At 62.9% G+C, this 24,999-nt stretch carries 21 protein-coding genes and 6 pseudogenes; 9 read left to right on the top strand and 18 right to left on the bottom strand.

All coding sequences use genetic code 11. The features are described 5' to 3' along the window. Window positions 1-2: 2 nt before the first annotated feature. Complete coding sequence (trbB, locus tag A37E_RS0115510) at window positions 3-989, bottom strand: P-type conjugative transfer ATPase TrbB (RefSeq protein WP_029557438.1); 987 nt, start codon at window positions 987-989, stop codon at window positions 3-5. A 131-nt stretch (window positions 990-1,120) separates the two neighbouring features. Here trbB and A37E_RS26965 point away from each other — a divergent pair, with 131 nt between their 5' ends. The 4 genes and pseudogenes from A37E_RS26965 to A37E_RS27470 all read left to right on the top strand — a co-directional run. Further along, window positions 1,121-1,342 (top strand): hypothetical protein, encoded by a 222-nt coding sequence (locus A37E_RS26965; protein ID WP_156026339.1) that lies wholly within the window; start codon window positions 1,121-1,123, stop codon window positions 1,340-1,342. A gap of 76 nt (window positions 1,343-1,418) precedes the next feature. Further along, entirely contained in the window at window positions 1,419-2,198 is a 780-nt protein-coding gene (locus tag A37E_RS0115505; protein WP_029557437.1) for a DUF5131 family protein, read from the top strand. 49 nt (window positions 2,199-2,247) lie between these two features. After that, the gene (locus tag A37E_RS0115500; protein WP_081837624.1) at window positions 2,248-3,516 is read left to right on the top strand and encodes a three-Cys-motif partner protein TcmP; all 1,269 of its coding nucleotides are present in this window, start codon (window positions 2,248-2,250) and stop codon (window positions 3,514-3,516) included. Between the two features lie 346 nt (window positions 3,517-3,862). Next, a pseudogene (locus tag A37E_RS27470) lies at window positions 3,863-4,138 on the top strand (IS3 family transposase); the annotation flags it as partial. A gap of 155 nt (window positions 4,139-4,293) precedes the next feature. Here the strand turns inward: A37E_RS27470 and A37E_RS0115485 are convergent. From A37E_RS0115485 to A37E_RS0115470, 4 genes and pseudogenes are all read right to left on the bottom strand, one after another. Further along, window positions 4,294-5,772, bottom strand: a pseudogene (locus tag A37E_RS0115485) (caspase family protein); the annotation flags it as partial. A 24-nt stretch (window positions 5,773-5,796) separates the two neighbouring features. Further along, window positions 5,797-6,753 carry a hypothetical protein gene (locus A37E_RS0115480; RefSeq protein ID WP_156026338.1) on the bottom strand — a complete coding sequence of 319 codons (957 nt, stop codon included), beginning with the start codon at window positions 6,751-6,753 and terminating at the stop codon, window positions 5,797-5,799. Continuing rightward, window positions 6,750-7,409, bottom strand: a complete 660-nt coding sequence (locus A37E_RS0115475) for a DUF2971 domain-containing protein (protein ID WP_029557433.1) — start codon at window positions 7,407-7,409, stop codon at window positions 6,750-6,752. Before A37E_RS0115475 ends, A37E_RS0115480 begins: the two co-directional genes overlap by 4 nt. Window positions 7,410-7,477: 68 nt before the next feature. Further along, complete coding sequence (locus A37E_RS0115470) at window positions 7,478-8,725, bottom strand: abortive infection family protein (protein WP_245279345.1); 1,248 nt, start codon at window positions 8,723-8,725, stop codon at window positions 7,478-7,480. Here A37E_RS0115470 and A37E_RS25425 point away from each other — a divergent pair. Continuing rightward, window positions 8,717-9,031: pseudogene (locus tag A37E_RS25425) on the top strand (DUF736 family protein). The gene A37E_RS0115470 and the pseudogene A37E_RS25425 sit on opposite strands and share 9 nt — an antisense overlap. 63 nt (window positions 9,032-9,094) lie before the next feature. Here A37E_RS25425 and A37E_RS0115460 read toward each other — a convergent pair. From A37E_RS0115460 to A37E_RS27640, 3 genes are all read right to left on the bottom strand, one after another. Beyond that, the gene (locus tag A37E_RS0115460) at window positions 9,095-11,707 is read right to left on the bottom strand and encodes a caspase family protein (RefSeq protein ID WP_029557431.1); all 2,613 of its coding nucleotides are present in this window, start codon (window positions 11,705-11,707) and stop codon (window positions 9,095-9,097) included. Further along, window positions 11,704-12,942 (bottom strand): hypothetical protein, encoded by a 1,239-nt coding sequence (locus tag A37E_RS26035; RefSeq protein WP_029557430.1) that lies wholly within the window; start codon window positions 12,940-12,942, stop codon window positions 11,704-11,706. Before A37E_RS26035 ends, A37E_RS0115460 begins: the two co-directional genes overlap by 4 nt. Before the next feature lie 182 nt (window positions 12,943-13,124). Continuing rightward, window positions 13,125-13,319: a transposase gene (locus A37E_RS27640; protein WP_081837622.1), complete on the bottom strand. Its 195-nt coding sequence runs from the start codon at window positions 13,317-13,319 to the stop codon at window positions 13,125-13,127. Window positions 13,320-13,478: 159 nt separating this feature from the next. Between A37E_RS27640 and A37E_RS27465 the strand changes: the two are divergent. Both A37E_RS27465 and A37E_RS26525 read left to right on the top strand, forming a co-directional pair. Then, a pseudogene (locus tag A37E_RS27465) lies at window positions 13,479-13,754 on the top strand (transposase); the annotation flags it as partial. After that, window positions 13,679-14,236, top strand: a complete 558-nt coding sequence (locus A37E_RS26525) for an IS5 family transposase (RefSeq protein ID WP_245279344.1) — start codon at window positions 13,679-13,681, stop codon at window positions 14,234-14,236. The pseudogene A37E_RS27465 and the gene A37E_RS26525, both read left to right, overlap by 76 nt. Before the next feature lie 75 nt (window positions 14,237-14,311). Here the strand turns inward: A37E_RS26525 and A37E_RS0115445 are convergent, their stop codons facing one another. Further along, the gene (locus A37E_RS0115445; RefSeq protein WP_348550881.1) at window positions 14,312-15,181 is read right to left on the bottom strand and encodes an ImmA/IrrE family metallo-endopeptidase; all 870 of its coding nucleotides are present in this window, start codon (window positions 15,179-15,181) and stop codon (window positions 14,312-14,314) included. 50 nt (window positions 15,182-15,231) lie between these two features. Then, the gene (locus tag A37E_RS0115440; RefSeq protein WP_029557428.1) at window positions 15,232-15,552 is read right to left on the bottom strand and encodes a helix-turn-helix transcriptional regulator; all 321 of its coding nucleotides are present in this window, start codon (window positions 15,550-15,552) and stop codon (window positions 15,232-15,234) included. Between the two features lie 186 nt (window positions 15,553-15,738). Here A37E_RS0115440 and A37E_RS0115435 point away from each other — a divergent pair, with 186 nt between their 5' ends. Further along, complete coding sequence (locus A37E_RS0115435; RefSeq protein WP_029557427.1) at window positions 15,739-16,983, top strand: nucleotidyltransferase; 1,245 nt, start codon at window positions 15,739-15,741, stop codon at window positions 16,981-16,983. 559 nt (window positions 16,984-17,542) lie between these two features. On the opposite strand, the pseudogene A37E_RS27710 reads toward A37E_RS0115435, so the two are convergent. Continuing rightward, window positions 17,543-17,686: pseudogene (locus A37E_RS27710) on the bottom strand (DUF6499 domain-containing protein); the annotation flags it as partial. A 127-nt stretch (window positions 17,687-17,813) separates the two neighbouring features. Next, on the bottom strand, window positions 17,814-18,071 hold the full coding sequence (locus tag A37E_RS0115430) for a DUF2285 domain-containing protein (RefSeq protein ID WP_029557426.1): 258 nt from the start codon (window positions 18,069-18,071) through the stop codon (window positions 17,814-17,816). A gap of 207 nt (window positions 18,072-18,278) precedes the next feature. On the opposite strand from A37E_RS0115430, the gene A37E_RS0115425 reads away from it, so the two are divergent. Continuing rightward, complete coding sequence (locus A37E_RS0115425) at window positions 18,279-18,497, top strand: helix-turn-helix transcriptional regulator (RefSeq protein ID WP_029557425.1); 219 nt, start codon at window positions 18,279-18,281, stop codon at window positions 18,495-18,497. Between the two features lie 57 nt (window positions 18,498-18,554). Here the strand turns inward: A37E_RS0115425 and A37E_RS0115420 are convergent, their stop codons facing one another. The 6 genes and pseudogenes from A37E_RS0115420 to A37E_RS0115390 form a co-directional block, all read right to left on the bottom strand. Then, window positions 18,555-18,881, bottom strand: coding sequence for a DUF736 domain-containing protein (locus tag A37E_RS0115420; protein WP_029557424.1), 327 nt, complete (start codon window positions 18,879-18,881; stop codon window positions 18,555-18,557). Window positions 18,882-19,389: 508 nt separating this feature from the next. Further along, window positions 19,390-19,791, bottom strand: a pseudogene (locus A37E_RS0115415) (hypothetical protein); the annotation flags it as partial. Window positions 19,792-19,928: 137 nt separating this feature from the next. Next, complete coding sequence (locus tag A37E_RS27215; protein ID WP_197022994.1) at window positions 19,929-20,096, bottom strand: hypothetical protein; 168 nt, start codon at window positions 20,094-20,096, stop codon at window positions 19,929-19,931. Window positions 20,097-20,478: 382 nt separating this feature from the next. Continuing rightward, window positions 20,479-21,402, bottom strand: coding sequence for a DUF2493 domain-containing protein (locus tag A37E_RS0115405; protein ID WP_029557422.1), 924 nt, complete (start codon window positions 21,400-21,402; stop codon window positions 20,479-20,481). 339 nt (window positions 21,403-21,741) lie between these two features. Beyond that, window positions 21,742-22,779: a toprim domain-containing protein gene (locus tag A37E_RS0115395; RefSeq protein ID WP_029557421.1), complete on the bottom strand. Its 1,038-nt coding sequence runs from the start codon at window positions 22,777-22,779 to the stop codon at window positions 21,742-21,744. 90 nt (window positions 22,780-22,869) lie between these two features. Continuing rightward, window positions 22,870-24,933 (bottom strand): ParB N-terminal domain-containing protein, encoded by a 2,064-nt coding sequence (locus A37E_RS0115390; protein WP_029557420.1) that lies wholly within the window; start codon window positions 24,931-24,933, stop codon window positions 22,870-22,872. Window positions 24,934-24,999 lie beyond the last annotated feature (66 nt).

Here is a 24,999-nt window from a genome sequence, read left to right as displayed (position 1 = left end):
GGTCACGGGGAGGTTCCTTCTTCTGCAGGAGGGATAGCGGGAGAGACCCGGTAGTCGCTGTCGAGGCCGAGCCCTTCGACGCGGACGAGCTCGGTGAGCCGGCGCGCCGCACCACGGCCGGAGAGCACAGCGATGAGGTCGATGGTCTCTGCGATCAGGGCGCGCGGGACGGTGACGACGGCTTCCTGAATCAGTTGCTCCAGCCGTCGCAGGGTGCCTATGGCGCTGCCCGCATGGATGGTGCCGATGCCACCGGGATGGCCCGTCCCCCACGCCTTCAGGAGATCCAGAGCCTCGGCTCCGCGCACCTCGCCAATGGGGATTCGATCGGGACGCAGGCGGAGCGAGGAGCGCACGAGGTCGGACAGCGAGGCAACGCCGTCCTTGGTGCGTAAGGCGACTAGATTAGGCGCGGCGCACTGGAGCTCCCGGATGTCCTCAATGAGGATGACCCGCTCGGAGGTTTTGGCCACCTCGGCGAGGAGAGCATTGGTGAGGGTGGTCTTGCCAGTGGAGGTTCCGCCGGCCACCAGGATGTTGGCGCGGGAGGCAACGCTCTGGCGCATGGCCTCGGCCTGTGGTGCCGACATGATGCCGGTGGCGATATAGTCGTCGAGCGTGAACACGGCGACGGCGGATTTGCGGATGGCAAAGGTCGGGGCGGCGACGACAGGTGGGAGCAGGCCCTCGAAACGTTCCCCCGTTCCTGGAAGTTCGGCAGAGAGCCGCGGGGCGCCGGCATGGACCTCGGCGCCGATATGGTGCGCGACGAGGCGGATGATGCGCTCGCCATCACCGGGAGCCAGTCGCTCACCGGTGGCGCCAAGCCCCTCGGACAGCCGATCGGCCCATAGGCGGCCATCAGGGTTGAGCATGACCTCGACGACGGCCGGATCTTCGAGAAGGCGGGAGATCACAGGGCCGAGCGCAGTGCGCAGCATGCGCACCCCCCGTGTCAGGCTCTCCGGATTGTGAGCTGAAGCCGCCATCTCATCCCCGCCAAGGCCGGGAGCGATGTAGGGGCATCCCGGACGGGGATGATTAAAGAAGGGGGAATTGGGGGAGATTCAACAATGGAAAGCGAGCATCGCAGCCTGGCGTGCGATTGCCTGAAATCGGCGTGACGTTCGTCCTCGGCACTTGGCGGCAGTTGGCCTATCTCGGAGTGCGGGAATGTCTGCATTCGGGCAGGAAGGATATGCGCGGCCTGATCGCCTCCATTGCAAAGCTCGCCCCGGCCACCGACGATTTCCCTTTCAGGTCCAGCGAGTGTGCGGCCAAAATTGACGCATCTCTGCCCGATGTCGCCGCTACAAAGCTTGATCGAACCAGCAATGGTTAACGCGATATTCTCTTAATTTGAGTTGACTGTCCGCTAGACGAAACGCCATTCCCGGCGTGAAGGAAGAGTTGAGGCCATGGCTGAAACACAGATCGAGTGGACAGATGCCACCTGGAATCCCGTCGCAGGCTGCTCAATCGTCACCGCTGGCTGCACCAATTGCTACGCCATGCAGATGGCTCGCCGTCTTGAGGCGATGGGGGTTCCGAAGTACGAGGGCCTTACCCGCAAGAGCGGCAAGCGCACAATCTGGAATGGAGTCGTCCGTGAAGATCGCGCCGCCCTTGACATCCCCTATGGCTGGCGCAAGCCTAGAAAGATCTTCGTCAACTCGATGAGCGATCTCTTCCACGACGCCGTTAGCGAGGACTTTATAATCGACGTCTGGCGTGTTATGCGAGAGACGCCGTATCATAACTATCAGATCCTGACCAAGCGCCCCGAACGTATGGCTGAGATCGTGGCCCGCGCCATTCCCGACGTACTTCCGAATGTCTGGCTCGGTACCAGCGTTGAAAACGCCGACGTCGTCGGTCGAATCGATCATTTACGTGCGGTCCCTGCTGCCATTCGGTTCATCTCCTTCGAGCCGTTGATCGGGCCGGTGGGCGCTATCGATCTAACTGACGTTCACTGGGCGATCGTCGGCGGCGAAAGCGGCCTGAACGCTCGCCCAATTCGCGAGGACTGGATCGACGAGATCTACATGTATTGTGATACCCACAACACGGCTTTCTTCTTTAAACAGTGGGGAACTTGGGGCAAGGATAACAAGAAGCGTTCCAAGAAGGCCAACGGCCGCGAGTACCGCGGACAAATCTGGAATGAGATGCCTGCTGTGCCCGAGATGATCTGAACGGACAGGTGGTCTGCAGGGCCGCCGATATCGGAGGTTTCCGCGCGATATGGCCATCAAGCACTACGACTGGAAATTGGGCCAGCCTTTGCCGAAGATCGGGACTCACAGCATTGCTAAACACGACGTGTTCGCCAGATACATCGAACGCTACATCAACATTCTCTCGTCCAATCCGCGGCGTCGGGAACTGAACCTGACGGTTGTCGATGGCTTTTGCGGCGGTGGCGCCTATCAGCACGGCTCTACGATTGTCGCGGGATCGCCGCTGAGACTTCTGAGGGCGGTCAAGGCTGCTGAAGCAGGCCTTACCATTACACGACAGAATGGATTTGCCACGAAATCGCAATTTTTCTTTATTGATAAGCGACACGAACACACTGAGTTTCTTTCTCATGAGCTGTTGAACTCAGAATTCAAACGAAACATTGGAAAATCGATTTTTATATCGACAGGTCTATTCGAGGAGAAGGTGACAGAAATCATCCAGGCGATCAAAGCCCGTGGCCCAAGCCACCGAGCGTTGTTCTTCTTAGACCAGTATGGATGGAGCGCAGTGTCATTCGCGACAATCCGCCAAATTTTCGCTACTCTTCGTAACCCCGAGGTTTTGATCACCTTCTCAGTCGACTCTCTGATTGACTATTTCTCGGATGCAACAGCGAAAACTATGGGTTGGCAGGCGATCGAACTTGACCCTGCCATGGGCGAAGCGATTAAGGCGCTCAAGACTGAACAGGGGCAACGCCAATTGATCCAAGGCATGCTCTATAAGCATATCATCGGCAGTACAGGCGCGGACTACTACACGCCCTTCTTCATCCGTTCCGCCGACAGCCGTCGGTCCTACTGGCTACTGCATCTATCCAAGCACACCCGTGCTCGGGACGAGATGGCGCGCCTGCACTGGTCGATGAGCAATGCCTTCGTTCACCCTGGCGGTGCTGGATTCAACGCTCTCGGATTTAATCCTAGCATCAATTCAAACCAAGCGAAGCTGGAATTTGATTTCGGTGTCGATGCCCGTAAGGACTCACTTGCAGCGGCGATTGATCAGCTTCCGCGTTTGGTCCGCGATGATGCGCCAGACGCGGCGACGCCCGTCACGATCGGCGACCTGTTTCGCGCGCATTGCAACGAGACGCCGCTGACCTTCGAGCTCGTCTCCGAAGCGGTTGTCCAACTGCGCGACGCCTACAATGAAATTGATATTTTCACAGAGGAGGGCCGCCCAAGGCCCGCCGCCAAGGCCTTGAATTGGACCGATCAGGTGCGCACCCGTCCCCAAAAGTCGTTCATCCGGAAGCTCGGACGGTAGGCTCACCATGATCCACAACGTGTCGGATCGCTTCTCGAGCCAGGGCCAGGTCCTGGCGCGTCAGCCTAGCGTTTGGGTTTCCTGACGGCGCCAGAGGGCGCCAACGCGTGTCGGTCGTCGATTCTAGCGGTTCCTACCCCGATCCTCCCCCGGTTTTCTGGACTGCCATGTTAGCTTTTGCGAGCTTCACAGGAGGGTTCGATGGGCACACGGAATCGGATGTTTCCAGAGGCGTTCATGCGGGAGGCCATTGACCAGGAGACCTCCCGCGACCTTTCCGCCGGGTGGTGAGACACACGTCGCCCACAGGCCACAAGGCCGGCGCCGCGGCCCGTTTCGCAGGCGGCGGCTCCAGATCCACTCGGAGAGCCACAGGATCTATGGTGCTCTGCAGATCCATGCGGTCCTGTGGGCGCGCGGTCGGCGCGTCGCCGTTCGCACATCCAGCGCCTGATGCGGCGCGCTGGCATCCGGGGCGTGGCCGCCCGGCCACAACGCACCCGGACAAGCGACAGCCGCCGTTCCTATCCGATCGCCCCCAAGGCTCGCTCATAACTTCACGACCTCGGCCCCGAACCAGGTCAGGCTGGCAGACCTGACCAGCATCCATGCCGGCGACGGCCGGCTCTCCCCTCGAACAAACTCGACTACGGCGATGATCTCGAGCTGATCTATGAGTTTGATCCTTATGAGCGCAACCCGGCTCATTGAGCCGGTCCTGCCGGCGCCGCGCCTACCGCGGCGCCTCGGATTCACGGGGTCGAGGTGATCATCGATCTACCGCTTGCCGACGCCCCATCCATGTGGATATCGGAGCTTGTCGCCGGGCTGGAGTGGTGGCGCATATCGCACCTGGAGCAAGCGGCTGGGCACGACCAGATCCTTTGCGAGTTCGGATTCGAGTGCGTCGGAGGAGATAGCTCGCGTCGGCGCCGGCGCGTCCTCGTCGTCGTCATCCTCGGCGTACTCAGGCTCGAGCAATCCGAAAACGTTGACCGTGTCGATGAAAACGCCCGTTATGCGCCGACCCCGCGGGTCCTTTTCCGTCACAACGGAGACAGAGAGCGTGTGCCCCTTGCCGGGAACCGCATAGAAACTGCCGTGTGCACCGATGAGCGTATCAGCAATAAAGTCGAAACTGTCCTTGAACTGGGGAAACTTCTGAAGCTCGAATAGCTCATCAAACATGTTCCCCTTGATCGTCTCCCGCAGCTCTCCTTTCGAGTCGAAGAAGATCTCGAAAAGCATGCCATCCAGCAGCGCCCGGATCTTGTCCGGCGTTATGCCACGCGTCCTGTCGACGAAATCCCGGATGAACGCTTCCGCTGTCCGAGCGCCACCATTCGCTGCTTGATAGATATTCCGGCCAAGAACGAAGAGATTGTCATCCTCGATCGTGTTAGCAAGTCCAGGCTTCAACCGCTCAAGGGCCGGATTCTGTGTATACCAGTCGTAGGACTTCAAGCCGCGGATAATTTGGTGCGACTTCTTTCCGTCATCGAGAACGAACAGGTTGTCGGCGAGAGACGACGGCCGGTAGGCGGTCACAAAGCTGCCCGCGCTCGTGTTGAAGTAGAAATCTCCTGCGAGCGACGTGTGTTCCCAGGTGATTTGTCGGCCGGACGTTTCCGCCGCGACAGCGTTCCGAACTCGTTTGAAAATGGTCTCGATCGGGCAATCAGGCGTGTCGATATGCTGGAGCAGGGCCCCTGTGTACACGCCGTTGCTTGAGCTACCATCGAGCGCGATCTGGCCCGGCGAAGTCGCATACGCGATAATGGTTCCCCGTGGGGCAAAAACCGAGGCAAGGCCTCGTGTTGCCGCCGATCGGTTCCAGGCACTTTCAAACGGGTTCTCGCGGCACGCGTCCAGTATGATGATTTTGGTATCGGCCTTGGAGCGATCAAGGGCATCGATCACCTGGTCCAGAGAAAGCGAGGAAAATTTGGCCTCGTTCTCGCCATGCGCGTCGGTGTCGCAGGCAAGAAGGTAGTTCTCGCCGTCAATCTGGATTCCATGGCCTGCGAAGAAAACCAAGGCGACACCGTTGGGCTGAATCGCTGCCTTGAATGTGGAAAGTGCGGCGCGCATCTCTGAAAGCGCGCCGTCCGCCACCGCGGTCACACCGAATCCGTATTTCTTCAACTTCCTGGCGATGGCCGTCGCATCGTTCACCGCATTGCGAAGTTTTGTGGTGTTTCGCCCAATATAGGCACCGTTCCCGACAACGAGTGCCGCGCGCTGCTGCGTCAAAGAAGCTCTCCGGAATGCAAGGGATGTTCAGTCGTCTTTCGAGGCGACGTATGCGTGATAGCTGCACAATCCGTCGTGCTCATAATACTCTTCGGTACTGAGTCCATTCCCGCAAACAGCACATTGGGCATCCCCTGGTAGCTCAAAGTCGCAGGCCGCGCAGCGGGCCTCTTCGACGACGTAGGTCTCTTCACTGCATTCCGGGCATGTCGAGATCGGCGGCTCCCCGCCGTCCTTCACGGCGATATGCGTTTCAATGCCGAATGTCTCGTCAAACGCGAGGCTGAGGACGGGTCCGAGTTCCGCCTCCTCGCCGCAGGCGCTGCAGATCAGTACGACGTTCTGCCGGGACTTATTGTCGGGATCGCGCTGGCGGATAAGCGCTGAGTGGCAGGAGGGACAGGCAAAATCCGGAAGCGCACGCGCTGCGGCTGCAGTATCCCAATCGACCTCCTCCAGCGTCATCCTGCACGATTTCAGTTCGACCTCGAAGAGGTCAGCGTTCTCCAGCAAGGCTGTCCAGCACTCCGGTCCGAGAGCACTAAGAGGATCCTCCTGCAAGGCCTCGACAAGGAGCTGGCGAATGACAAGAAGTGCGTCTGCGACAGCCTGACGTGCGCGTTCTCGACTACCCTTGAAGTACGAATGCTCCATGTGATGGCGAATGTCGGCCATCGCGTCGAACCGCTTCCAGTCCAGCGCAACGTGAAAAGACTTGAAGCGCTTCTTGATGTCTTCGACGCCCACGGTGTTGCGGCCGACGCCTTCGATCGAGACGTCACCCTGATCGTTCGGCTGCGGCTCGAAGCGCTGGGCCAGCAGGATTTCGTCATCTGGCGACAGCCGCCGCAGTTTTTCCTTGCAAAGGAGCAGCACGCCGGCATGAACGTTGCGGACCGCCGACAGCACGCGACGATCGTCATTCTTCAGCAAATCTTCGACACCGATCTGGATCGATTCGACCGCGTTGGCGAACAAGGTCACAGGCGCTTCTCCCATAGGCGATCGTTTTTCTGACGGACGACGTTGAAGCTTCGAAACGCCAGTCGCGCCTTGTAGCTCGCGACCTTTGGTGCCAGGGGGCCCAGTGCCTCGGCAATGTCGTCCCGGCTGATCGTGGAATGATGGCCCACGATCACCTCGCGAAGAACCACCTGGTCGTTGAAATCGAGGAAAAAATGTCCGCTCGGATCTTGGTGCTGCAGCTGCGGAAAGAGGCGATACTCGTTCTCGTAGCTCCAGTGCTCGAACTTGGTCGTCAGAATCTCGGTCACGTGGGCCTGCGCTACGGGTCCTTCGGATTTCAGGGCGGACGGTCGCGCCAGCAAGCGCTCCTCGACATAGCTGACCTTGTGCGCCTGCGCGTGGACGTCGAATCCCAGGCAAAGCCCGCGATGACGATCGGCGTAATGGCCCCACTGCACGGGATTGTTCCAGTTCGCGCTGAAGCAGACCAGACCCATGTGGTCATTGAGGCCGTCCTTAAGCGCCTGATAGCGCCGTCGCACGGCTGGATGTTTCGTTGCGGCGCCGAGGAACTCGAATGGATCGTTTAGCTCGTTGATGCGGGCGATCTTCAGCCGCCGGTTGCGGATGTTGAGCAGCCCGTACTCGGTATTCAGAAAATGATAGAGCCGCATCTCCCCTTCTCCTGTGGAGCGGCCAACTTGCATACCCGCGGCTGTCGGCCCAGAGGCCGCAATCGCGGTCATCCCTTTGCTCGTCCGCTAGCATTGTTGGAACTAGGCGAGGTGGATCGGTCGCCCACTTCACTCCGGCGCGCTTCCCAGGTCGCAACGAGGAATGTTGCCATGGCGCCGGCGAGATTCACGGCGAGCTCCGCGTGTCGCGGCTGAGGGCGGGCGCGTTTCGGGCCTGGGCTGTGCGCATCGCTCAACTTGTTGCGGAGCGCGCCCAGCGATTCGACAACTGATTGGCAGCTTCCTAGGATCTGCTTGAAGACCTGTTCGGTGTGGTCGTCGGGCGCAAGTTCCAGAACCTTGGCAAGTTTGCGGTAGAGAGCCGGCAGATCGTCGGTCTCCTGCCAGGTTTCTCCGGCCTGATCGAGTATCCATTTGCAGACGTCCTCGAGCAGCGTGCGGGCGAGCGTGATTGCGCCCTCCGGTTCTGACGCCCTGCGCGCCATCGCCGTGGTCCAGCGCGCGTGCACTTGAGTCGGGTCGAACGCAGCCAGCGTTGCGGATATGCTCTCATCCGCTGGGGATCCGGTGGGCGCGGGTCGCACGGCGTAGAATGGACTGCCTGAGATTTTTCCCGCCAGGGCCAGGGTGAAGCCGTCATAGCGTAGCACGGCATCGATCTTCTCAGCCAGCGCAGCCTGTTCTGGCCCCGACCTGGCCTCAGGGTCCGTGACCGCCGCGAGAAACCTGAATAATTGAGCCCGCGAACATGTCAGGATACCGAGTGTCTCAAGCACGTCGCGGGCTGAGAGGTCGTCGTTTCGGACGGTATGACGATGCAGATAATCGTCGAGCGTGGTTTCCCCGCTCGGCTGCGGCGCAGGCAGGGATGCCAGTGGCCAAAGACCACGCAGGAGTTCGACGTCTTCGATGTCGCGCGCGAGGGGAAGCGCATCGAACAAAGCGATGAGGCGCCGCCGCGTGAGCATCGTGACCGCGGACCCGGCCAGTTCCTCGATTTTCGCTAGGTGCTCGGCGAGCTCGAAATGCTCCCCTTCGGAGAGCAACTGGCGGGCGCTGGCCACAACCTGCTCCCCGGACACTTCCATCAGCCGTTTGTGGGCATATTTGAACTTGCTCGCATAGGCCTCCTGATCCTCGCCGTCCGCGAGGTTGAGCCGCCGGCAAAGCGCGGGAACGTCATAGGCCCTGGCGTCGGCAATCGCAGACGCCAGTAGCTGGCGAAGCTCCTTGAGCATTGCGGGAGGAATGGAAGGAGGCATTGCGGTAGACGATGGCTTCTGCGGATGGGACATCCTACAGGATTCTCCAGGCGCGGAAGCTCCCGCGTCCTGTCGCCTCGCGTCGGCCAAGCTCGGCGACCGGATGCTGGGCGACTCATCCGCTTCGAGAACCCCACCGAAAAGGGCCCGCAATTCCGCATCTAAGCCGGCGCCGTCGAGCTCGGCGCGGCCTGGCAGAAGACCTCGTACGAGGGCCGCGACTACCTCGCGGTGAAGCTGGACGACCCGAGCTTCCCGGCCCCGATCTACGCTACCCTGGTCGAGGTCGAAGGCGAGAGCGACATGCAGCTCATCTGGTCCCGACCCAACCGCGACTGATCCACCGCGATCCAACGGCCCAGCCCAAAAGGTGGGACCTTTCGGAGTTCAGTCAGACCGGTCCTACTCCTCCCGCATCTGCTGCTCTTGCTCCGCCTCGCCCGCCTCGACCTTATTGGTGGTCGGCCCCTCCAAAAGTGCTCGCGGCACTTCTGGCGCTGCCAATTGTTCGAAATCACCGCCTATGTGATCCTGTAACCAAACGGGAATCTCGGCCGGAATGCGCTCTTCGCGGCTTCGCCGTTCTGCGTCGTGGTGAATTTGGATCAGCAGTTCGTCTGGATCATATCCAAGGGCGGCCAGCCCATTCTGGTTGATCAGCGTCACGACCGACGCGGAATCGGCCATCGTGATCCAAGCCGGTGGAACAAGTTCGGCCTGACCTATCAAGTCAAGGAGGAGCCGCACCCCCCAACGCAGCATCGGGAGCCGGAGTGGCTGGCTTGCCAGGCGATTTCTGAGCGCGTCCAGACGGTCCTGTCCGGTCAACGCCTCGTCGGCAAGCTCCATCGCGGTCTTTAGCAGCACGACGTCAGGTGCATTGAACTTGCGCTCGTCGATGATCTCAAGGATCGTCTGCATGCCCGCCCAGTTCTGCTTGTCGTACTCCGCATAGGCGGCCGCTAAGGCAAGAACAACGAAGTCATCCGCCGATCCGCCCGGGAGCTCTCCACGGAGCCGCTTGATCAGGCCTGCGGCGTCGTCGACGTTGAGCCGTCCCACCGTGAGAAGCTCATCCCATTCGCGCAGAGTGGTCTCGGAGAACGGTTCGACACGCAGTCCGGCTTTGGTCGCCTGCACCAGGAGCGGGACCGGCATCGTTGCGAGGGCCCAAAGCTTGGCATCTTGAAGCAGCAGAAGTTCGAACGGCGGAGAGGAGGTGCCGTCCTCCCAGACGGGATTGATCAGTCGTGGGCCGGACGGGTCATCGAGGCGATGACGGTTACGTAGCGGTTCGAGTCCGATGCGCGGCGGCAACCGAACGCTGACGATCTTGTCGCCCGTACGCACACGCGTCGTCCACCGTCCCCACGGAAGATCGACCGAAATCCGACATTGCCCCGGCTCAAGCCAGTCGAGCGGGTGTTCCTCCAGATCTCGGAGCGAGAGCTTCCGAGGTGGCAGTTCGTCGGCAAGACTGTCGAGCGTGACGCATTCGTCATCCTGCAAATATCCGGCGATCTCTGCAGCACTGGCCTCGCCGAAATCGAAATGGATGTTCGGTTGAAGGTACCGAGGCTGTCCCGCCGGCGAAAGAATCACCTGCTTCCCGGAGGCTCGATTGTATCGACGCGTCGCCTTCAGCCAATCGACGCCGATCCTGTTTGCCGTAAAAGCCGAGCCCGGAATCCTGGGGTTGAACCTGATCACCGGTCCGCCCGCCTCGGTCCCGAAGGTGACACCCGGCGGTGATACGGACCGAGCTTGCTCCGTACTCCGCGCCAGTTGATCGAGGATCTCGGGCGGAAGCGAGCCTCTCCCGCCATCGACCATGATATTGATGTCGCCCTTGCCGTCGTCCGCCGGCGGGGACGCTGGAGGCGGTTGGCGGAGCTCGAGAACGATATCGACGTCAGGCTTCGAGAGCTCTTCCACGAGCGGCACGTTCACCGCACGCCAGCTGCTGCCGGGCGTCAGCTGACATCCGGCGTTGAGCTGGTATTGAGAGGGAAACTTGATCGTCGTCGGGATTTTCAGCGGTATGCCCTTGAAGGGCATAAAGAACGGCCTGGGCAGCAGCTGCGACTGCAGGCGGATCGACACGACGTCGCTGAAGGCAATTTCCGGATCGACGAGGACCGTCACATTTGTTGTGGCCAGCAGCGGCAGCTGCAAAATCGGTGAATAGCCGTCAGCCAATGCGCGGCCATGTGACTGGCAGAACGGCCTCTGGTATCGGTCACCGGCATTGGCGGCGTCCTCGATCTTCGCGGCGATTGTGTTGGTGAAAAGCCGGACGAGATCGACTACGCGCTTGCCCGTCCCCCAGTCGTACACAATCGCGTCCTGCTCGGGTGCATTGGCGTCGACGGCGTTCCAAAAGGTGGGATCGAGTGCGGCAAGGCTGTAGCGGACAAGAACGCCGCGCCCATCGCCGGCCCACGCTCTCTCCCCCGGTGAGCAGGCGTAGCAGACCGTGAATGCGACTGCCGGATCGGGCGAATAGGTTCCGGCCGGCGCGTCCGGGCCCGAGGCTTCGACGGCACTGATCTCCCCGATGCTCGCCGTATCGTCCTGGCAAGCGTCATAGAAAAGGAACTGATCGCGATAGCGCCAGCTGCGAAACCACTCGATGTACTCTATGATCGCCAGGTTCTCGCGTGTGCTTTCGTAGACATAATAGTCTTGGCACAAGAAGACTGGACCAGCGCCCAGTACATGCTTGCCGTGGCCCGACATGAAAACAAATAGCTGATCGCCCCCCGCGCCCTTCGAGAGCCTCTTGAACGAGGCACGGATAGCGCTGTCATCCGCCGGTTTCACGTTGATGCCAGCTGCGAACGCCTCCTGAGCCAAAGGCGACACGTGGACGATGATGCGTTCGACCGGCACGCCGATTGCGATCAACCAGTTCGCCGCGGTGACGGCATCGTTTACACAACCCGGCAAGGGCCGGATCTGGGCAGAATCATATTTGTCGATCCCGATGATCAGCGCATCAGCGTTCAAAGTCACGGCTTGGGCCAGCTCCCGGCGATCTTCGCGAAGAAGGACGGTTGACGGAAATACGCGCTGTGCGCCTCCGGAAACGAGACGTTCGATTCAACCTCGAAGTCGTCGATGCCGTCCACCACGCCCGGAAACGCACGCGCAGCGCAGAAGGACAGGAAATCGTTGCGATCGTAGATGTTGAGCCAAGGCCGATAGGGCGTCCCGGGCGGCAGCGCTTCCTTCAGGCGCATCGTGCCGAGCGCATCGAACTTGAAAAGCATCGGCGCCTGCGATCCAACCGTAATTAGCATCGTCACCGGCAACGGCCCCGCTTGCCGAGGGCGTGACAGCAAATCGACCATCATGATGCCGCCGAGGCTATGCCCGAGCACAACCACGCGCTTACCCTGCGCTGATATGGCCGCGATTTTCTCCTCGATCATCACGAGGATCGCACCACCCCGGCGTTCGTATAGAAGAATATCGCCAATGCCCGGCGACACGCCGCTCATGAGACCGTCGCGGCGGTCTCGCCCATAATAGGTCGCCGCGCCCTCGGCCAAGGCCTTGACGCCGCCCCACAGCCAAGATCCGAGCCCCTTGGTCTGGGGAAATGATCCGACAATCACCTCGACCAGGGCCTCGCGGTCGTCGGCAACATAAAGAGCGCTGGGCCCGGTGCCCATCTCGCCGCGGGAGTCGATCAAGGCCTTTGCGACAATGGCTCGCCCCACCGCCTGTAGGAGGTCGGCGTCAGAGGCATCGCCGGCGGCGGCCGCGGCGCTTTTCAGCAGAGGCTGTTTGGTCAGCCATTGGGCGGCCCGTCGGACCGCCTCAGCTTTGACCTCGCCGGGAAGAGGGTCATTCACCGTTCTCTCGAACTCGACAAGCCTGTTTGTAAGTGCGATGTCCGCCGGATCGACTCCAGGCAAGGCGGCATTCTGCTTACCCCCTGCCGGTGGCCGCATGGATGCCATCCGCAGCTCCAGCAGCGGATCACGTAGCAGCTCTGCCCAAAGCGCGGCGCGCAAGCCGATGTCTTCCGGACCGATCTCGTCCGCCTTCGTCAGCGTAGGTGGGAGCACCTGCTCGACCGCCGTTGCGTCCACATCGACGCCAAGTTTCGGTCCCCAGCAAACACCATCGATGTCGATTGCGAGGCCGGCCTTCGCAAAGCCCTTCCGCAGAAGGGCGATCGACTGGTCGTAGCCCTCCTGGCGAACACCTGTCCCGTGAATGAACAGCAAGGTATCCGCCATCTTGCACTCCCCGTTCCCTGATCGGTTTGCGGCGCCGGCAACAACATGTGCGCAGCCTTTGATCCCCTCGAGGATGACAGAGCTGACCCGTCGCCCCAGGCTCCCCTGCATAACCCGACCATACTGTCGCGCGGTTCGTGTTGGCTGCCAAGGTAGAAGTTGTATTCCAGCCGCAGCAAACTTCACCGGTTGTCGAGCCGTGCATCCGGCCCCTCCCGCGTTTTGTGCAGGCCGTAGTCCTTGGGGGCATCCTTCCACTGCAATCCGTTGTTGATTACATAGACGATGCCGCTCACCACCAGCCGGTCATCGACCGCGGCGCGCCTTGGGCCAAAGGGAAGAACGGAGAGATTCGCGCCATCTGATGCGCGCTCAATAGGAACAAGTCACCCCATTGCAGCCTCCTCAACTGAGACTGTGATTCACATCCTTAGCGCGATTAATAGGTCCTGAGCCTAAGTTGGGGACCCAATCAAATAGCTGACGCATTTGACTGGTTCCGTCCGGGATTGAGTTCTGCCGTGACGGAGGTTGTCATGAGCGATCTATTCTGGCTTTCGGATGAGGCATGGGCGGCGCTTGATCCGCATCTGCCCAAGAACCAGCCGGGCAAGCCTCGGGTCGATGACCGGCTCGTGATCAGCGGCATCCTCCATATCCTGAAGACGGGCGGCCGCTGGCGCGATGTTCCTCCTCAATATGGTCCCGCCAAGACCATCTACAATCGTTATGCCCGGTGGGCCCGCCGCGGCGTCTGGCAGAGGATATTCGCCAAAGTCTCAGAAGCGGGATCGACACCCGAGGAGCTTTGTCTGGACAGCACGCATGTCAAAGCCCACCGCTCCGCTGCTGGCGGAAAAGGGGGGAGTTCAGTCAGGCGATCGGCGTCTCGCGCGGCGGCAGAACGACGAAAATCCATTGTATGGCCGATGCTCGTGACCGGATCGTCGCGGTCGCACTGACACCGGGCAACATCGCGGACATCACCGTGGCGCCACTGCTTCTCGACGCTCTCGCACCAACACGACGCCTGATCGCTGAAAAGGCATATGATGCTGACCGGCTGCGCGATTGGCTCCGAGAGCGGCGCATCGAGGCCGTCATTCCAGGGCGAGCCACCCGAAGCATCGTCTATCCGCTCAACCGCAAGGCCTATCGACGTAGAAACATCATTGAGCGCATGTTCGGATGGCTAAAGAACTGGCGGCGTATCGCCACCAGATACGATCGCCTCGCGGTCAACTACATGGCCGCAATCGCACTCGTAGCTACAGTCTCTCAATGGCTTGGGTGAGTCCCCTACCTAGTCCCCGGCCAACAGTTCCGCCCAATAGGAGGGGCGTTCGGCTCCCTACGGAGCGGTGGTGCATCATCGGCTTGGCAGTTGTCCCCTGCCGATGAATCGATCGAAGACGTCGGGCCCCTCCTCCTCCGCCTGGAAGCGCGGGCCCTCGGACTCGAATTGCAGCACGGTGATTTCCTGATCGTATCGATCCGAGCGTAGGCACATTTCATGCACTGGTTCGTGAAACCACACACCTGCAGCCTGCGTCATTCCCGTGAGAGCACCGTCCGAATAGTCGCCGCGCGCGGCGAATGCCTGCGCGGGCAACTCGAACACCGTGTTTTTTGTCCGGATGAACCGCCCGGACTTAAGCGCAGGCTCACTCGGCTTTGCCCAGTGGGCAAAGCCCTCGTTCGAAACCACCATCATCGCTCGCGTTTCGGTGTACTCGAGCCACCGCAGGATCGCGGCGGTCATCGAGACGCCATAGCGCTTCGCGAGGCGCCCGAGGATGTCGAAATCGACGCGCTTGGTGGCGGGATGCTGCCGACGGAAGTCGTGAAGCGGCATCAACAGCGCCGCTGCGAACTCGTCGGCCTCCTGCTCAATGCCAGAGCCTCCGCGACGGACCACAGCGTTCTCGTCGCAATAGATGCCGCCGTCGAAACACCCGTCTTCCTCGATCAGTTGGCGGTGGAGGACATAATGGGCGAACTCGTGCCCGACCGTGAACGCGCGGCGGCCGCTGGACTGGCCGACATGGTACATAATCGCCCACTGGCGCGGTCGCGCCTCTCCATAGACCAAGGCGCCGACGCAGCCGGGGATGTCGCGTTCGACGACCTGATGGATGGGACTTTGTGGCGCAATCTGTTGAGAGTATTCCAGCGCGAGACCAATCATATCGACCGGCGCGCGATCAAAACGGTCGGCTCCGAGGACCAGATCCAGCATCTGAGTGATGCGAGCCGCCTCCTTTAGCGGCCAGAGGCGGGGGGGCGCGTTCATTTACGCGTCTTGGTATCCAGGATGCGAGCCATCTCTCGGATCTGACGGCGTGTCTCCTCCGGTAGGCCGCTATATTGACGGAAGAACGCGGTGTCCTCCGCGTCACTTAGGGTCTGCGTGTCGGCGCCGATCAAATAATCGACGGTGACCCCCAGGGCACTCGCGATTGAGGATAGCTTCTCCGCAGACGGTCTGGGGGGATTCTTGTTTTCGAGTTCCCAGATGTAGCTCTTCGAGGAGCCGGTCTCCTGGGCCAGCTGATCAAGGGTCAGACCTTTCTTCGTTCGCAACTCCTTGATCCGATCACCAAATTTCATAACCGGCCCTTCCAGAATTCCTCCTCCGACGCGTGTTCGGAGTAGCCATATTCTATGTCCCTTGACAGGCGCATTCAAGCTCCCCATCTTGTTCGGAGTAGACGCACATAGTCTTATATCATCCCGAACATCGCGCGGGCGGTGGCGAGATGCACAGATGCAGTCCAGCCCGCCGTGGAGATCGATGTGAACATCCAGCTTGCGCCGACCGGCCTCAATCCTTTCGACGACCCTCTCGACCGTATCCTCGCCGAGATCGCGCTCAGCGTTCAGCTGCCGCCCTCGCTCCATGACAAGGCGAAGTCGCGTTACGAGGCGGTGCGGCGCCATCTCGAGGCCACGACCGCCTTCTTCGACCAGATCGAGCACTTCTACCCGCAGGGCTCCATGGCGATTGATGCGACGATTTCGACGCGCGGCACCGACGACGAGTATGATCTCGACATCGTCTCGCAGCTCGGCGGCTGCTTTCGCGGCATGGCGCCTCTTGAAATCCTGACCGCGCTCGAAGCCGCGCTTACCGACTATCCGGTGCAGCGGGTGTTGCGGCAGACGCGCTGCGTCACCCTGTTCTACGCCGACAAGATGCATCTCGACGTCACGCCGTCGCTGCGCGTCTACGCCACGCTCGATCGCGAAAGCCTGATCACTCACGCCAAGGGCCCGCGCCGTTCGGACGACGATCGCCTCGTCGACATGAACGCCTATGGCTTCGCGCAGTGGTATGCGAGCAGGACGCCGCTCGAATTGCGCATGGCGAAGGAGTTCCACCGGCGATGGCTTGACCATGCCGGCCTTGCCGCTCGCGCCGACGCCGATGTGGATGATGTTCCGGATCAGTGCGACTTCATCGTCAAGAACACGGCGACACTCGCCCTCCAGCTCCTCAAGCGCTTCCGCAACATCCGCTATGCCAGCTACTCCGGCCGCATCCCGCCGTCGGTGGTGCTCTCTTACTATGCCGGGCTTGCCGCGCAGCCGAACATGTCGCTCAGCGCCATGCTCGTTCGCCTCGCGAGCTGGATCATCCGCGACATCGAGCAGGCTTCGCTCTACGGCCGGCTGCTGCATGTCGCCAATCCGGTGTGCGCGACCGATGTGTTCACCGACCGCTGGCCGGAATCCATTACTCAGCAGGATGAATTCGCCGAACACCTGCACGAGCTCGTCCGTTCGCTCGAGGCGATGCGTAAGGGCGAGATGTTTCCCAACACGATGATGGACACGTTGCGCGGGAACTTCGGAGATCGCGTCGTGACCCGTGCCGCGGACCAGATCGCAACCGAGGTTGGTGGCGGGATCCAGCAGTCGCGTCAGCTCTACACGCGGCGCGGCGGCGTGCTGTTGCCTATCGCCGCCGTCGCCGCGTCGACCGTCAACCCGGCGGTTTCGGCGGCGCGGCCTCACACTTTCTTCGGGCACAAGATCTGATGCTGGCGGCGCCCCTCTCCATCGACCAGCAGATCGCTGCGATGAAGGCGACCTGGCCGCAGTTCGCTGCGCGCCGCGTCGATCGCCGCGCTCAGTCCGCTCGGTGGGTGGGAAGCGTGAGGCCGCAATATTCATGGTGCGCAGCCGGCCACGCTGCTGCGCGGTGATGCGGGTATCAGGGATCGCCGGCCGCCCCTCGACAGAGCGCCAGAAGCGGTTCAGCGCTTCCATCCGCCCTATCATGTCCGCGTCCAGCGGGATCAGTGCCGCCAGCGGCGCATCGGGGCGAGTCCCGGTCAGCAGCAGCACCTGCGTGGCATGAGGCGCCGGACCATGGACCCGGTATCGGCCCTCGGCGCTGTCGTGCGGCGCAACCATGTCGCCGAAGGAGACGCTGGCCGCGCCCGGAAGAAACGCGGGCTGCTGGGCGAGAAGCACGACGGCCGGATCGACAACCGGCGACCACGGGACGTTCTGTTCCACAGCGGAGAGAGATGGCCGCGCGGCGAAATCGCAGCCCCCAGCGCTGCTCCACCTCCCGGGGGAGCGGGTCGGCGTCTGAGCCAGTCTTTACGAGGGAGTGGTAGTGTTCCTGGTAAGTCTCGTCCCGGCGCAGGCATTCCCAGGCGAGGCCTTCCACCGACAGCGTGTCGAAATAGACGTAGCTGGCATCCTCTCGCCAGCGCGATGTATCGGGCTTCATCACTCGCCTCCGCATCAAGGGTGCGTGTCGAGCGAGGACAATCTGGGATTGAGAATGCTGGGGGAAGTCTGCCAAAGAGCATCGCGTGATGCGGCTGCAGCATCACCCCCGCAAACGGGCTGCAACGTCAGACAGGACGGTGGAGGAGGTCCTTGTAGCCGCTGGACGCCACCCAACGGGCCCGCGCCAGATGGCTGTCATGGACATGACGGGCACGGTCGGGCTCCCGAGCCGCGTCGATGCCGAACAGCACCGCGGCGATCTCCTCCCAGCCGGCGCCATCCGCGGTGGCGTCGAGCAGGCGTGCGTAGAGCTTGATGTGCGCCCGGTCGTAGTCGGTGAGCTCGGGAGCGATTGGGACGGTGTCTGCAAACGCGTCGGTCATGTCACCCCCCTGTTTCCATGCCTGACGCAACCTTGGTCCCTTCTAGACGACAGCGGATGGCGAAGCGAGCCTGCGCGCTGGGGGCATTCCCGGGGGCGCTCGACAATCGCTTGGCATCGGGAGTGCCGCCGTCTAACCCGCTACGGTCACTTGATTACATATTATAGTTGATAATCTCAAAGTGTGTAAATTGCGATCCGTCTGCGCATGGATATGCGCAAGCTGGTCGGCCGGAACTTCGCTCGCCTGCGTCAGGAGAAAGGCCTGACTCAGGAGGATGTCGAGGCGCGCTCCGGATTCAGCCAGCAATATATCAGCGGCCTTGAGCGTGGCCGGCGCAATCCGACGGTTATCACCCTCTACGAGCTGGCTCAGGCGCTAGGCGTCAGCCACGTCGAGCTGGTGCAGCCCGACGGCAAGGACTGACCGGGGAACCTGATGGTAGGAAAGCCCCGGCCGGAACCGACCGGGGCCTTGATCGCCTCACTCGCCGCGGCGCCCGCTCGGGCGGGACCAGATCAGCGAGAAGGTGTCACCGTCCTCGTCGTCGAAGAGGTTGGCGTAGATCGGGGCGTTGAAGCTCGGGTCGTCGAGCTTGAGGCCCAGATAGTCGCGGCCCTCGCTGGAGCGCTTGGACCAGGCGGCGCCGATCTCGATCCGGCCCACCAGGACCCGGTGGCTGGGAGCGTTCTCACCGTTGGTCCGCAGGTCGGGGACGATGCGCACGCCCTTGGCCTGGACGCTGAGGGTGACGATCTCGCCGGTGAACTCGTTCGCGCCGGTCTTCTTGAAGGTGCCGATGGTGGCCATGGTAAGTCTCCGTCTTCCGTTTCCGAGCCCGCTCCATGCGGCCTCGATGGCGATCGGAAGGCCGGAGGCGACCGACGCCGCATCGCCCCGGGTCCCCGTCGCGCTGGCGCGATGGGGTGAGGATTGCGACCGGAGCACAGCGGAGGACGGCGCGAGAGGGACTTTCTTGCCTCGCGAGGAATGACGGCGCCTCGGGGTCCCCACGCGACCTGTCGCGTGGGGTGGGGTCCGGCAGGGGAAGAAAGTCATGATGCGCCGTTGCGGCAGAGGCGGTCGAGGCGCAGCCGTCCTGCGGCCAGATCCGCCCATTGGAGAGGCCGTTTGGAGCGGTCGACCGACGGAGGCCGAACGGGGATGATGGCGACCCGCCGCAACCTCACGGAAGACCGGTCCGATCCTCTTCGGCTTCACGTCCCCCGTTCCGGGTCAACTGCGCGTGATTCCACCGCACCCGGTACAACCGGGCAGGATCACCCCACCATGCACTGGTCCGCCACTGACCGCGGGGCGCCATGCCCGCGATCTGCAACAGCGCCGTGACGCCGATGGCAACAGCGCCGATGATCGAGAAAACGATCTGCCACGTCTCTGACGGCATGGCGAGCTGCGCGATACCACGCGTGGCGTGATAACCGGCGAAGACGGCCGGGGCGACGAAGGCGAGCGCAACGAGGAGCCGCGCCGACATCGGACGAACGATCACGAACAGAACCTGGCCGATGCCGAGCGTGACGCACCCGGCGATCAGGCCAACGATGATCGCACCGAGCCAGCCCCCGCCGGTATGGTAGGCCCAGGTGCCGGCGCTGACGGCGACGAAGAACGGCAGCGCGAAGACGGCGAGCGTGAACAGCAGCCAGCAGAATAACGCGATGGCGGCGAGACCAAGCGGGATGCCGAGGAAGATCATGGTGGTGTCCCCGTGAGGACAGCTCTGACGGTCGCGCCTTCCACCACCACCGCAGCGCGATCTCAAGCATAGCAAGGAAAGATGGATGCCGGAATCCCAGCAATGGAGATACTCGGCACGTCATGCGTACACCTTCTCTATCTGGCGAAGGGGTCGATCTCGCGGACGATCTGCGAAGCGTCACCGTCGAACTCGTCTGCCGGCACGACCGACAAGCTGCCGTCGCCGGCGCGGAAGATCACGATGACAACAATCAAGGTCTTGGCGAGGCTGAGGGCGAAGGCCTGCGCATCGGTGGAGGACATGGGGTCCGGCTCCTGCTCGAAGCGGAGGACCATCCCCCGCTGACAGGCGCCCGATGGGTCCGGCCGTGGGCCGCAATCACCGCGACGGCGAAGCGGGAGCGGCGGCACGCTGGGCGTAGCCGACCCCTCGCGGGTTGATGGCGTCAGGCCCTCGGCCGGACCAAGGAACAGCGCAGCAAAGCGGGGGAGCCGTCGCTTGAAGATCGGCAGGCGTGGCCGTCTCCTCGCATGCGCTTGCTCAGGAGGTTTCGCTCGGCTCTACACCGATGAGTGCTGGTCCTGCTGGCCAGTCCGCTGAAAATCGATGACGAGAACCGCAGTCCAATGAAATGCGATAAGGCCCCGTGAAATTCGATTCCGATGGTCGAGGAAGGGGCAGCGCTCACGCGCCGCCCGACCCAAAGCGATGGACCGGGATGCCGAGCTTGCGCGCCTTGTCGGCGAGATTGTCCTGGATGCCGGTGCCGGGGAAGATGATGACCCCGATCGGCATGACCGAGAGCATCTGGTCGTTGCGCTTGAAGGGGGCGGCCTTGGCGTGACGCGTCCAATCCGGCTTGAAGGCCACCTGCGGCACCTTTCGCGCATCGGCCCAGCAGGCGGCGATCCTCTCGGCGCCCTTGGGTGAGCCGCCGTGCAGCAGCACCATGTCGGGGTGCTTGGCGTGCACCTGGTCGAGCTTCGCCCAGATGAGCTTGTGATCGGCCGTGTCACCACCGGAGAAGGCGATCTTCGGACCTGCGGGCATCAGCACCTCGGTCTCCGCGCGTCTGCGGGCGGCCAGGAAATCGCGGCTGTCGATGAGGGCAGCAGTGAGGTGCCGGTGGTTCACCAGCGATCCGGAGCGCGGGCGCCAGGCTGATCCGGTGTGGCGTTCGAAGGCATCGGCGGCTTCATCCCGCATTTGCTCAAGGGTGTCGCGGCGTTCGATGAGGCTCTGGCCCTCGGTGATGAGGCGTTCCAGTTCCACCGAGCGCACCTCGCTGCCGTCCTGCTCCTGCTGGCTGCGGCGCTGTCCCTGCTCATTGTCGTCGAGGGTGCCCGAGATGCGGCCGGCGGCACGGTGGAAGAGATGGACCGTCGACCACAGGAGATCGGGAAGGTCCGGCTCGAGGCGAGTGTCCTGGAGCGTCGCGATGAACGCATCGAAGATGTCGGCGATGGCACCGGTGACGCGGTCGGTATCGGGAAGCGGCCGGGGATCAGTTTCGTCAGCTGCGGGACGGTAGCCGTAGAGTTGCAGCTCCTGCAGCAGGTGATCAGTCGGTGAGGAAGCGTGGCGGGGTTCGTCGTGCTCGGTGCTCATGGGAGGCTCTGTCGGTTGGACCGCAGCCTTGCGGCCTTCATGGCGACGAAGCCGGCGGGCGGGACGGACCTGCACCCCGCGAGCAGCGCGGGGCCGGAGCGTGAGCGGAGGATGGCGAAGGCCGGCGATTTTGTTTCGCGATGAAACGGCGCGTGTCGGGGCCCCCACGACGCCTGCGTCGTGGGGAACACCGCCGACGGAAAATCGTCGGCCGCAGCCATTGCCGGGACGGCGCGACTGCTGGCCGATCGCCCTCTGGAAGGCCTGGCTGCGGGTCCTCTGTCGGCGGTGAGCTTCAGAGCGTGGCGTCAGCGCATCCCCGCTCCCGGCTCATTCAGGTCACGGGCTCAGCATCATGAAGCGGCTGACATCCTCGGGAGCAAACTGGCATCGCAGTTCCGCCCGCAACGCATCGAGACCAAAGGCGCGCAGATCCTCGTTGAAGTCGCCGAGCGTCGGCGAGAGCTCGATGGCCTCGACTCCGGCGGAGTTCGCTCGTGCGATGAGGCTGTCTCGCGCCCTGTCGCCAGCCGGATCGATGTCGCGGACGACGTAGAGCCGCCGCAGCCGGGGCGGGAAGGCGATGGCGGCAAGGTGTGCGGCCGAGAGCGCCGCTGCCATGGGGAGGTTGGGCAGCACGGAGCGAAGTGACAGAATGGTCTCGATGCCCTCGCCGGCGGCCATCGCGTCGTCAGTCCTGCCGAAGCGAACCGCGTGCTCCAGCAGGTGACCCATGGCGCGCCGGGGTGTAGCGATGGCGGCCTTGTCCGATCCATCCGGAGCGAGCCATGTCCGGTGGACGCCCATGGTCCGTCCCCTGAGATCAGTGACACCCGCGATCATGGCCGGCAGGGGGTGAGTGGGCCCCTGTGCATCGGCGCGATAATAGCAGCGGGGATGAAAGCGCAGGCTTCCGGTTTCGTGCAAAGCCGTGATGCCGCGGTTCCGCAGATACGTCTCTACGATTGTGCCCGAAATCGGCTGTGCGGCGGCGAATAGCCGTCGTGCCGAGATGACCGGATCACGTGAGGAGCTCGGCTTCGTGCGATGGGGGACTTCCGCATCTGGGGAGGTGGGCGGAAGGCGCAGAAATGCTTGAGCCTCGGCGACCACATCGGTGAAGTTGGACAGGCTCCGGCTTTCCCGGATCACGTCGAGAAGATCACCGTATTCCCCGGTCGCCGCATCGGTCCATTTTCCGGCCGGGCCTTTCAAGCTGTCCGACAGCCGCACGAACATGGAGCGGCCGGGCGTGTTGCGAACGTCGCCCACCTGCCAATATTGCCCCTGCCGCCGGCCTGCGGAGAGATAGTGGCGACAGACCGCCTCCGCCTGTCGGCCGAGCTGGCGACTGAGCTCATGAGCCGCATCCGCCATGGGGACGCTCCAAAAGAAAGGCCCGCCGTCCGGACCACGCGACAGGGGGAGCGCGGGGCCACGGGCGGCGGGCCAGGTTGCCCGGGAGGGTTATTCGGCGGCGATCGGGGGAGAGATCGCTTCGGGCTCCTCAGTGTCGGCGAGGTCCTCGCTGTCGGCCATGGCCGTTTCGCCGTCGATCGCCGCCGTCTCTTCGCCGGCGATAACGTAGGGCTGGGTCCGCAGGACCTCCGGGAGCCAACCGCTGTCGACGAGAAGGGATTCAGCCTCCCGGGCCATATCGCCCTTCTTGAGGTGGGCGATCCGCTCGGCCGCGCGTTTGCCCTTAGCTTCGGTCACCGCCTGCAGGATGCGGGCCTTGGTGACCCGGCCCAGGAAGGTGTCGACAGTGGGCTTCCATCCGACCGCAGCCATGTTGAGCGACACCGCTTGGGCCAGGCGCTCGGCATGGGCGAAGGCGCGGGGACGCCGGTTCCACGCCTCGTGCACCGCATTGACCGAGAGGCTCACCACATGGGCGAACAGGGCAGCCCGGCTATCACGGTCCCACCCGCTCAGGGTGTCCCAGAGCGCGACCGGCTCTTTCGGAAGCGCCTTGGCCCAGCTCTCGTGACGGACACGGAGCGCCTCGGCAGAGACGCTGTCATTGAGGCCCGGCGCCTGGACGCTGAAGGACACGCTTTTCAGATCGAGCTCAAGGCAGCTATCCGAGCCATAGGCGTAGAAGGCCTTCAGCGTGAGAGCGTGGACCGCCGCGAGGAAGGCGATGTCGGGCTGCTCACCGAGCGCATGGCGCAGGCCGAGCGTTCGATGGGTGGTCAGCTCCGTGAGCAACCGGTCGGAGATCGGGGCGAGCCCGTCTTCCTCCTCGGGCTCCGCAGGTGCATCGCACGCCGCCGCCTCCTTGTGCGGTGCCGAGGGCATGGCAGACCCATCATGGCTCTCGGCGGAACGCTCTTGGTCCTCCTCGACAGGCACCTCGTCCTCCGGTCGGACATAGCCCCGTTCCACCCGGAGCTTGCCGTCCTGCGCGATGCTGACGAAAGCGCCGGCACGGACGACCTCAGCCGGATCGAACTCAAGGGGGCGCGTCTCGAAAGCCTCCAGCATCGCCTCGAGTTCGCCGAGCCGTGCATCGATCTCCTCGGGGAGTTCGTCGGCATCGGGGTGCTCTTCCGACAGGCGATCGTATTCCGTCTGGGTGGTCACCCGCGCAGCCTCCTCCTCTTCCGTGAGCGGCGTGGGCTCGCCACGCAGCTGGCGCAGGCCGTAGGTGTGGCCATAAGCGAAGTCCGGCGCCACCTCGATCCACTTCCAGCCTTCGCTCCGGATCCCGTCCGCCTCAATGGCGAGCTTCTCCGCCACCATCCGGTCGACGAGGGTCACGTCCGGCAGCCACCCGCCGTCATCGCCCTGGAACAGGTCGCGCAGCACTGTGCCGCCGGCCGCCTCATAGACCTCGATGCCGATGAACCGGGCCCGCTTGTCAGATGCCCGGACAGCGCCTTCCGTCAGCATGCGCCGGATGACGTGGGGCTGCTTGTCGTAAGCCTGGGCGAGACGCTCCAGCACCTGCTGCTGCCGCTCATGGTCACCGGACACCGTGAAGGCCATGAGCTGGTCGAGGGTGAGGCCATCCTCGGCATAGGTGTCGAGCAGCTTTGGGGAGAGGGAGGCGAGCTTCAGCCGCTGCTTCACCACCGCGACCGAGAGGAAGAAGGCGGCGGCGATCTCCTCCTCGGACTGGCCGTTCTCCCGCAAGGCGAGGAAGGCGCGGAACTGGTCGAGGGGATGGAGAGGTGCGCGCTGGACATTCTCGGCAAGGGAATCCTCCTCGGCGATGCCGCCCTCGCGCACGACGCAGGGCACCGGCGCAGTCCTGGCGAGGCGCTTGCGCTTCACCAGCAGCTCCAGCGCCCGGTAGCGCCGGCCGCCGGCCGGGATCTCGTACATGCCGGTCTCGACGCCATCCGCATCGACCACGGCGCGGACATTGAGGCCCTGGAGCAGGCCCCGTCGGGCGATGTCCTCGGCGAGTTCCTCAATGGAGACGCCGGCCTTCACCCGGCGGACGTTGGACTGGCTGAGCACCAGCTTGTTGAAGGGGATGTCCCGCGAGGACGAAAGGGTGATCTTCTGAACAGCCGTGGCCATGGGATGCTTCTCCGCGACGGGCGGCCGGAGAACCTCTCTCTGGCCTCCAACCCGTCACGAAGCACG

It is taken from the genome of Xanthobacter sp. 91 (assembly GCF_000702385.1).
In the GTDB taxonomy this organism is placed as follows: domain Bacteria; phylum Pseudomonadota; class Alphaproteobacteria; order Rhizobiales; family Xanthobacteraceae; genus Xanthobacter; species Xanthobacter aminoxidans.
The sequence above is the reverse complement of the archived record's forward strand: the minus strand, read 5'-3'. Positions and strand labels throughout refer to the sequence as shown.

Excerpts from the sequence above, each read along its gene's own strand:
- trbB (WP_029557438.1), bottom strand. The coding sequence starts at position 989 with ATGGCGGCTTCAGCTCACAATCCGGAGAGCCTGACACGGGGGGTGCGC.
- A37E_RS0115505 (WP_029557437.1), top strand. The coding sequence starts at position 1,419 with ATGGCTGAAACACAGATCGAGTGGACAGATGCCACCTGGAATCCCGTC.
- A37E_RS0115500 (WP_081837624.1), top strand. The coding sequence starts at position 2,248 with ATGGCCATCAAGCACTACGACTGGAAATTGGGCCAGCCTTTGCCGAAG.
- A37E_RS0115475 (WP_029557433.1), bottom strand. The coding sequence starts at position 7,409 with ATGCGGCTCTATCATTTTCTGAATACCGAGTACGGGCTGCTCAACATC.
- A37E_RS0115470 (WP_245279345.1), bottom strand. The coding sequence starts at position 8,725 with ATGTCCCATCCGCAGAAGCCATCGTCTACCGCAATGCCTCCTTCCATT.
- A37E_RS26035 (WP_029557430.1), bottom strand. The coding sequence starts at position 12,942 with ATGGCGGATACCTTGCTGTTCATTCACGGGACAGGTGTTCGCCAGGAG.
- A37E_RS0115445 (WP_348550881.1), bottom strand. The coding sequence starts at position 15,181 with ATGCTGGATCTGGTCCTCGGAGCCGACCGTTTTGATCGCGCGCCGGTC.
- A37E_RS0115440 (WP_029557428.1), bottom strand. The coding sequence starts at position 15,552 with ATGAAATTTGGTGATCGGATCAAGGAGTTGCGAACGAAGAAAGGTCTG.
- A37E_RS0115430 (WP_029557426.1), bottom strand. The coding sequence starts at position 18,071 with ATGACCGACGCGTTTGCAGACACCGTCCCAATCGCTCCCGAGCTCACC.
- A37E_RS0115425 (WP_029557425.1), top strand. The coding sequence starts at position 18,279 with ATGGATATGCGCAAGCTGGTCGGCCGGAACTTCGCTCGCCTGCGTCAG.
- A37E_RS0115420 (WP_029557424.1), bottom strand. The coding sequence starts at position 18,881 with ATGGCCACCATCGGCACCTTCAAGAAGACCGGCGCGAACGAGTTCACC.
- A37E_RS27215 (WP_197022994.1), bottom strand. The coding sequence starts at position 20,096 with ATGTCCTCCACCGATGCGCAGGCCTTCGCCCTCAGCCTCGCCAAGACC.
- A37E_RS0115405 (WP_029557422.1), bottom strand. The coding sequence starts at position 21,402 with ATGAGCACCGAGCACGACGAACCCCGCCACGCTTCCTCACCGACTGAT.
- A37E_RS0115395 (WP_029557421.1), bottom strand. The coding sequence starts at position 22,779 with ATGGCGGATGCGGCTCATGAGCTCAGTCGCCAGCTCGGCCGACAGGCG.
- A37E_RS0115390 (WP_029557420.1), bottom strand. The coding sequence starts at position 24,933 with ATGGCCACGGCTGTTCAGAAGATCACCCTTTCGTCCTCGCGGGACATC.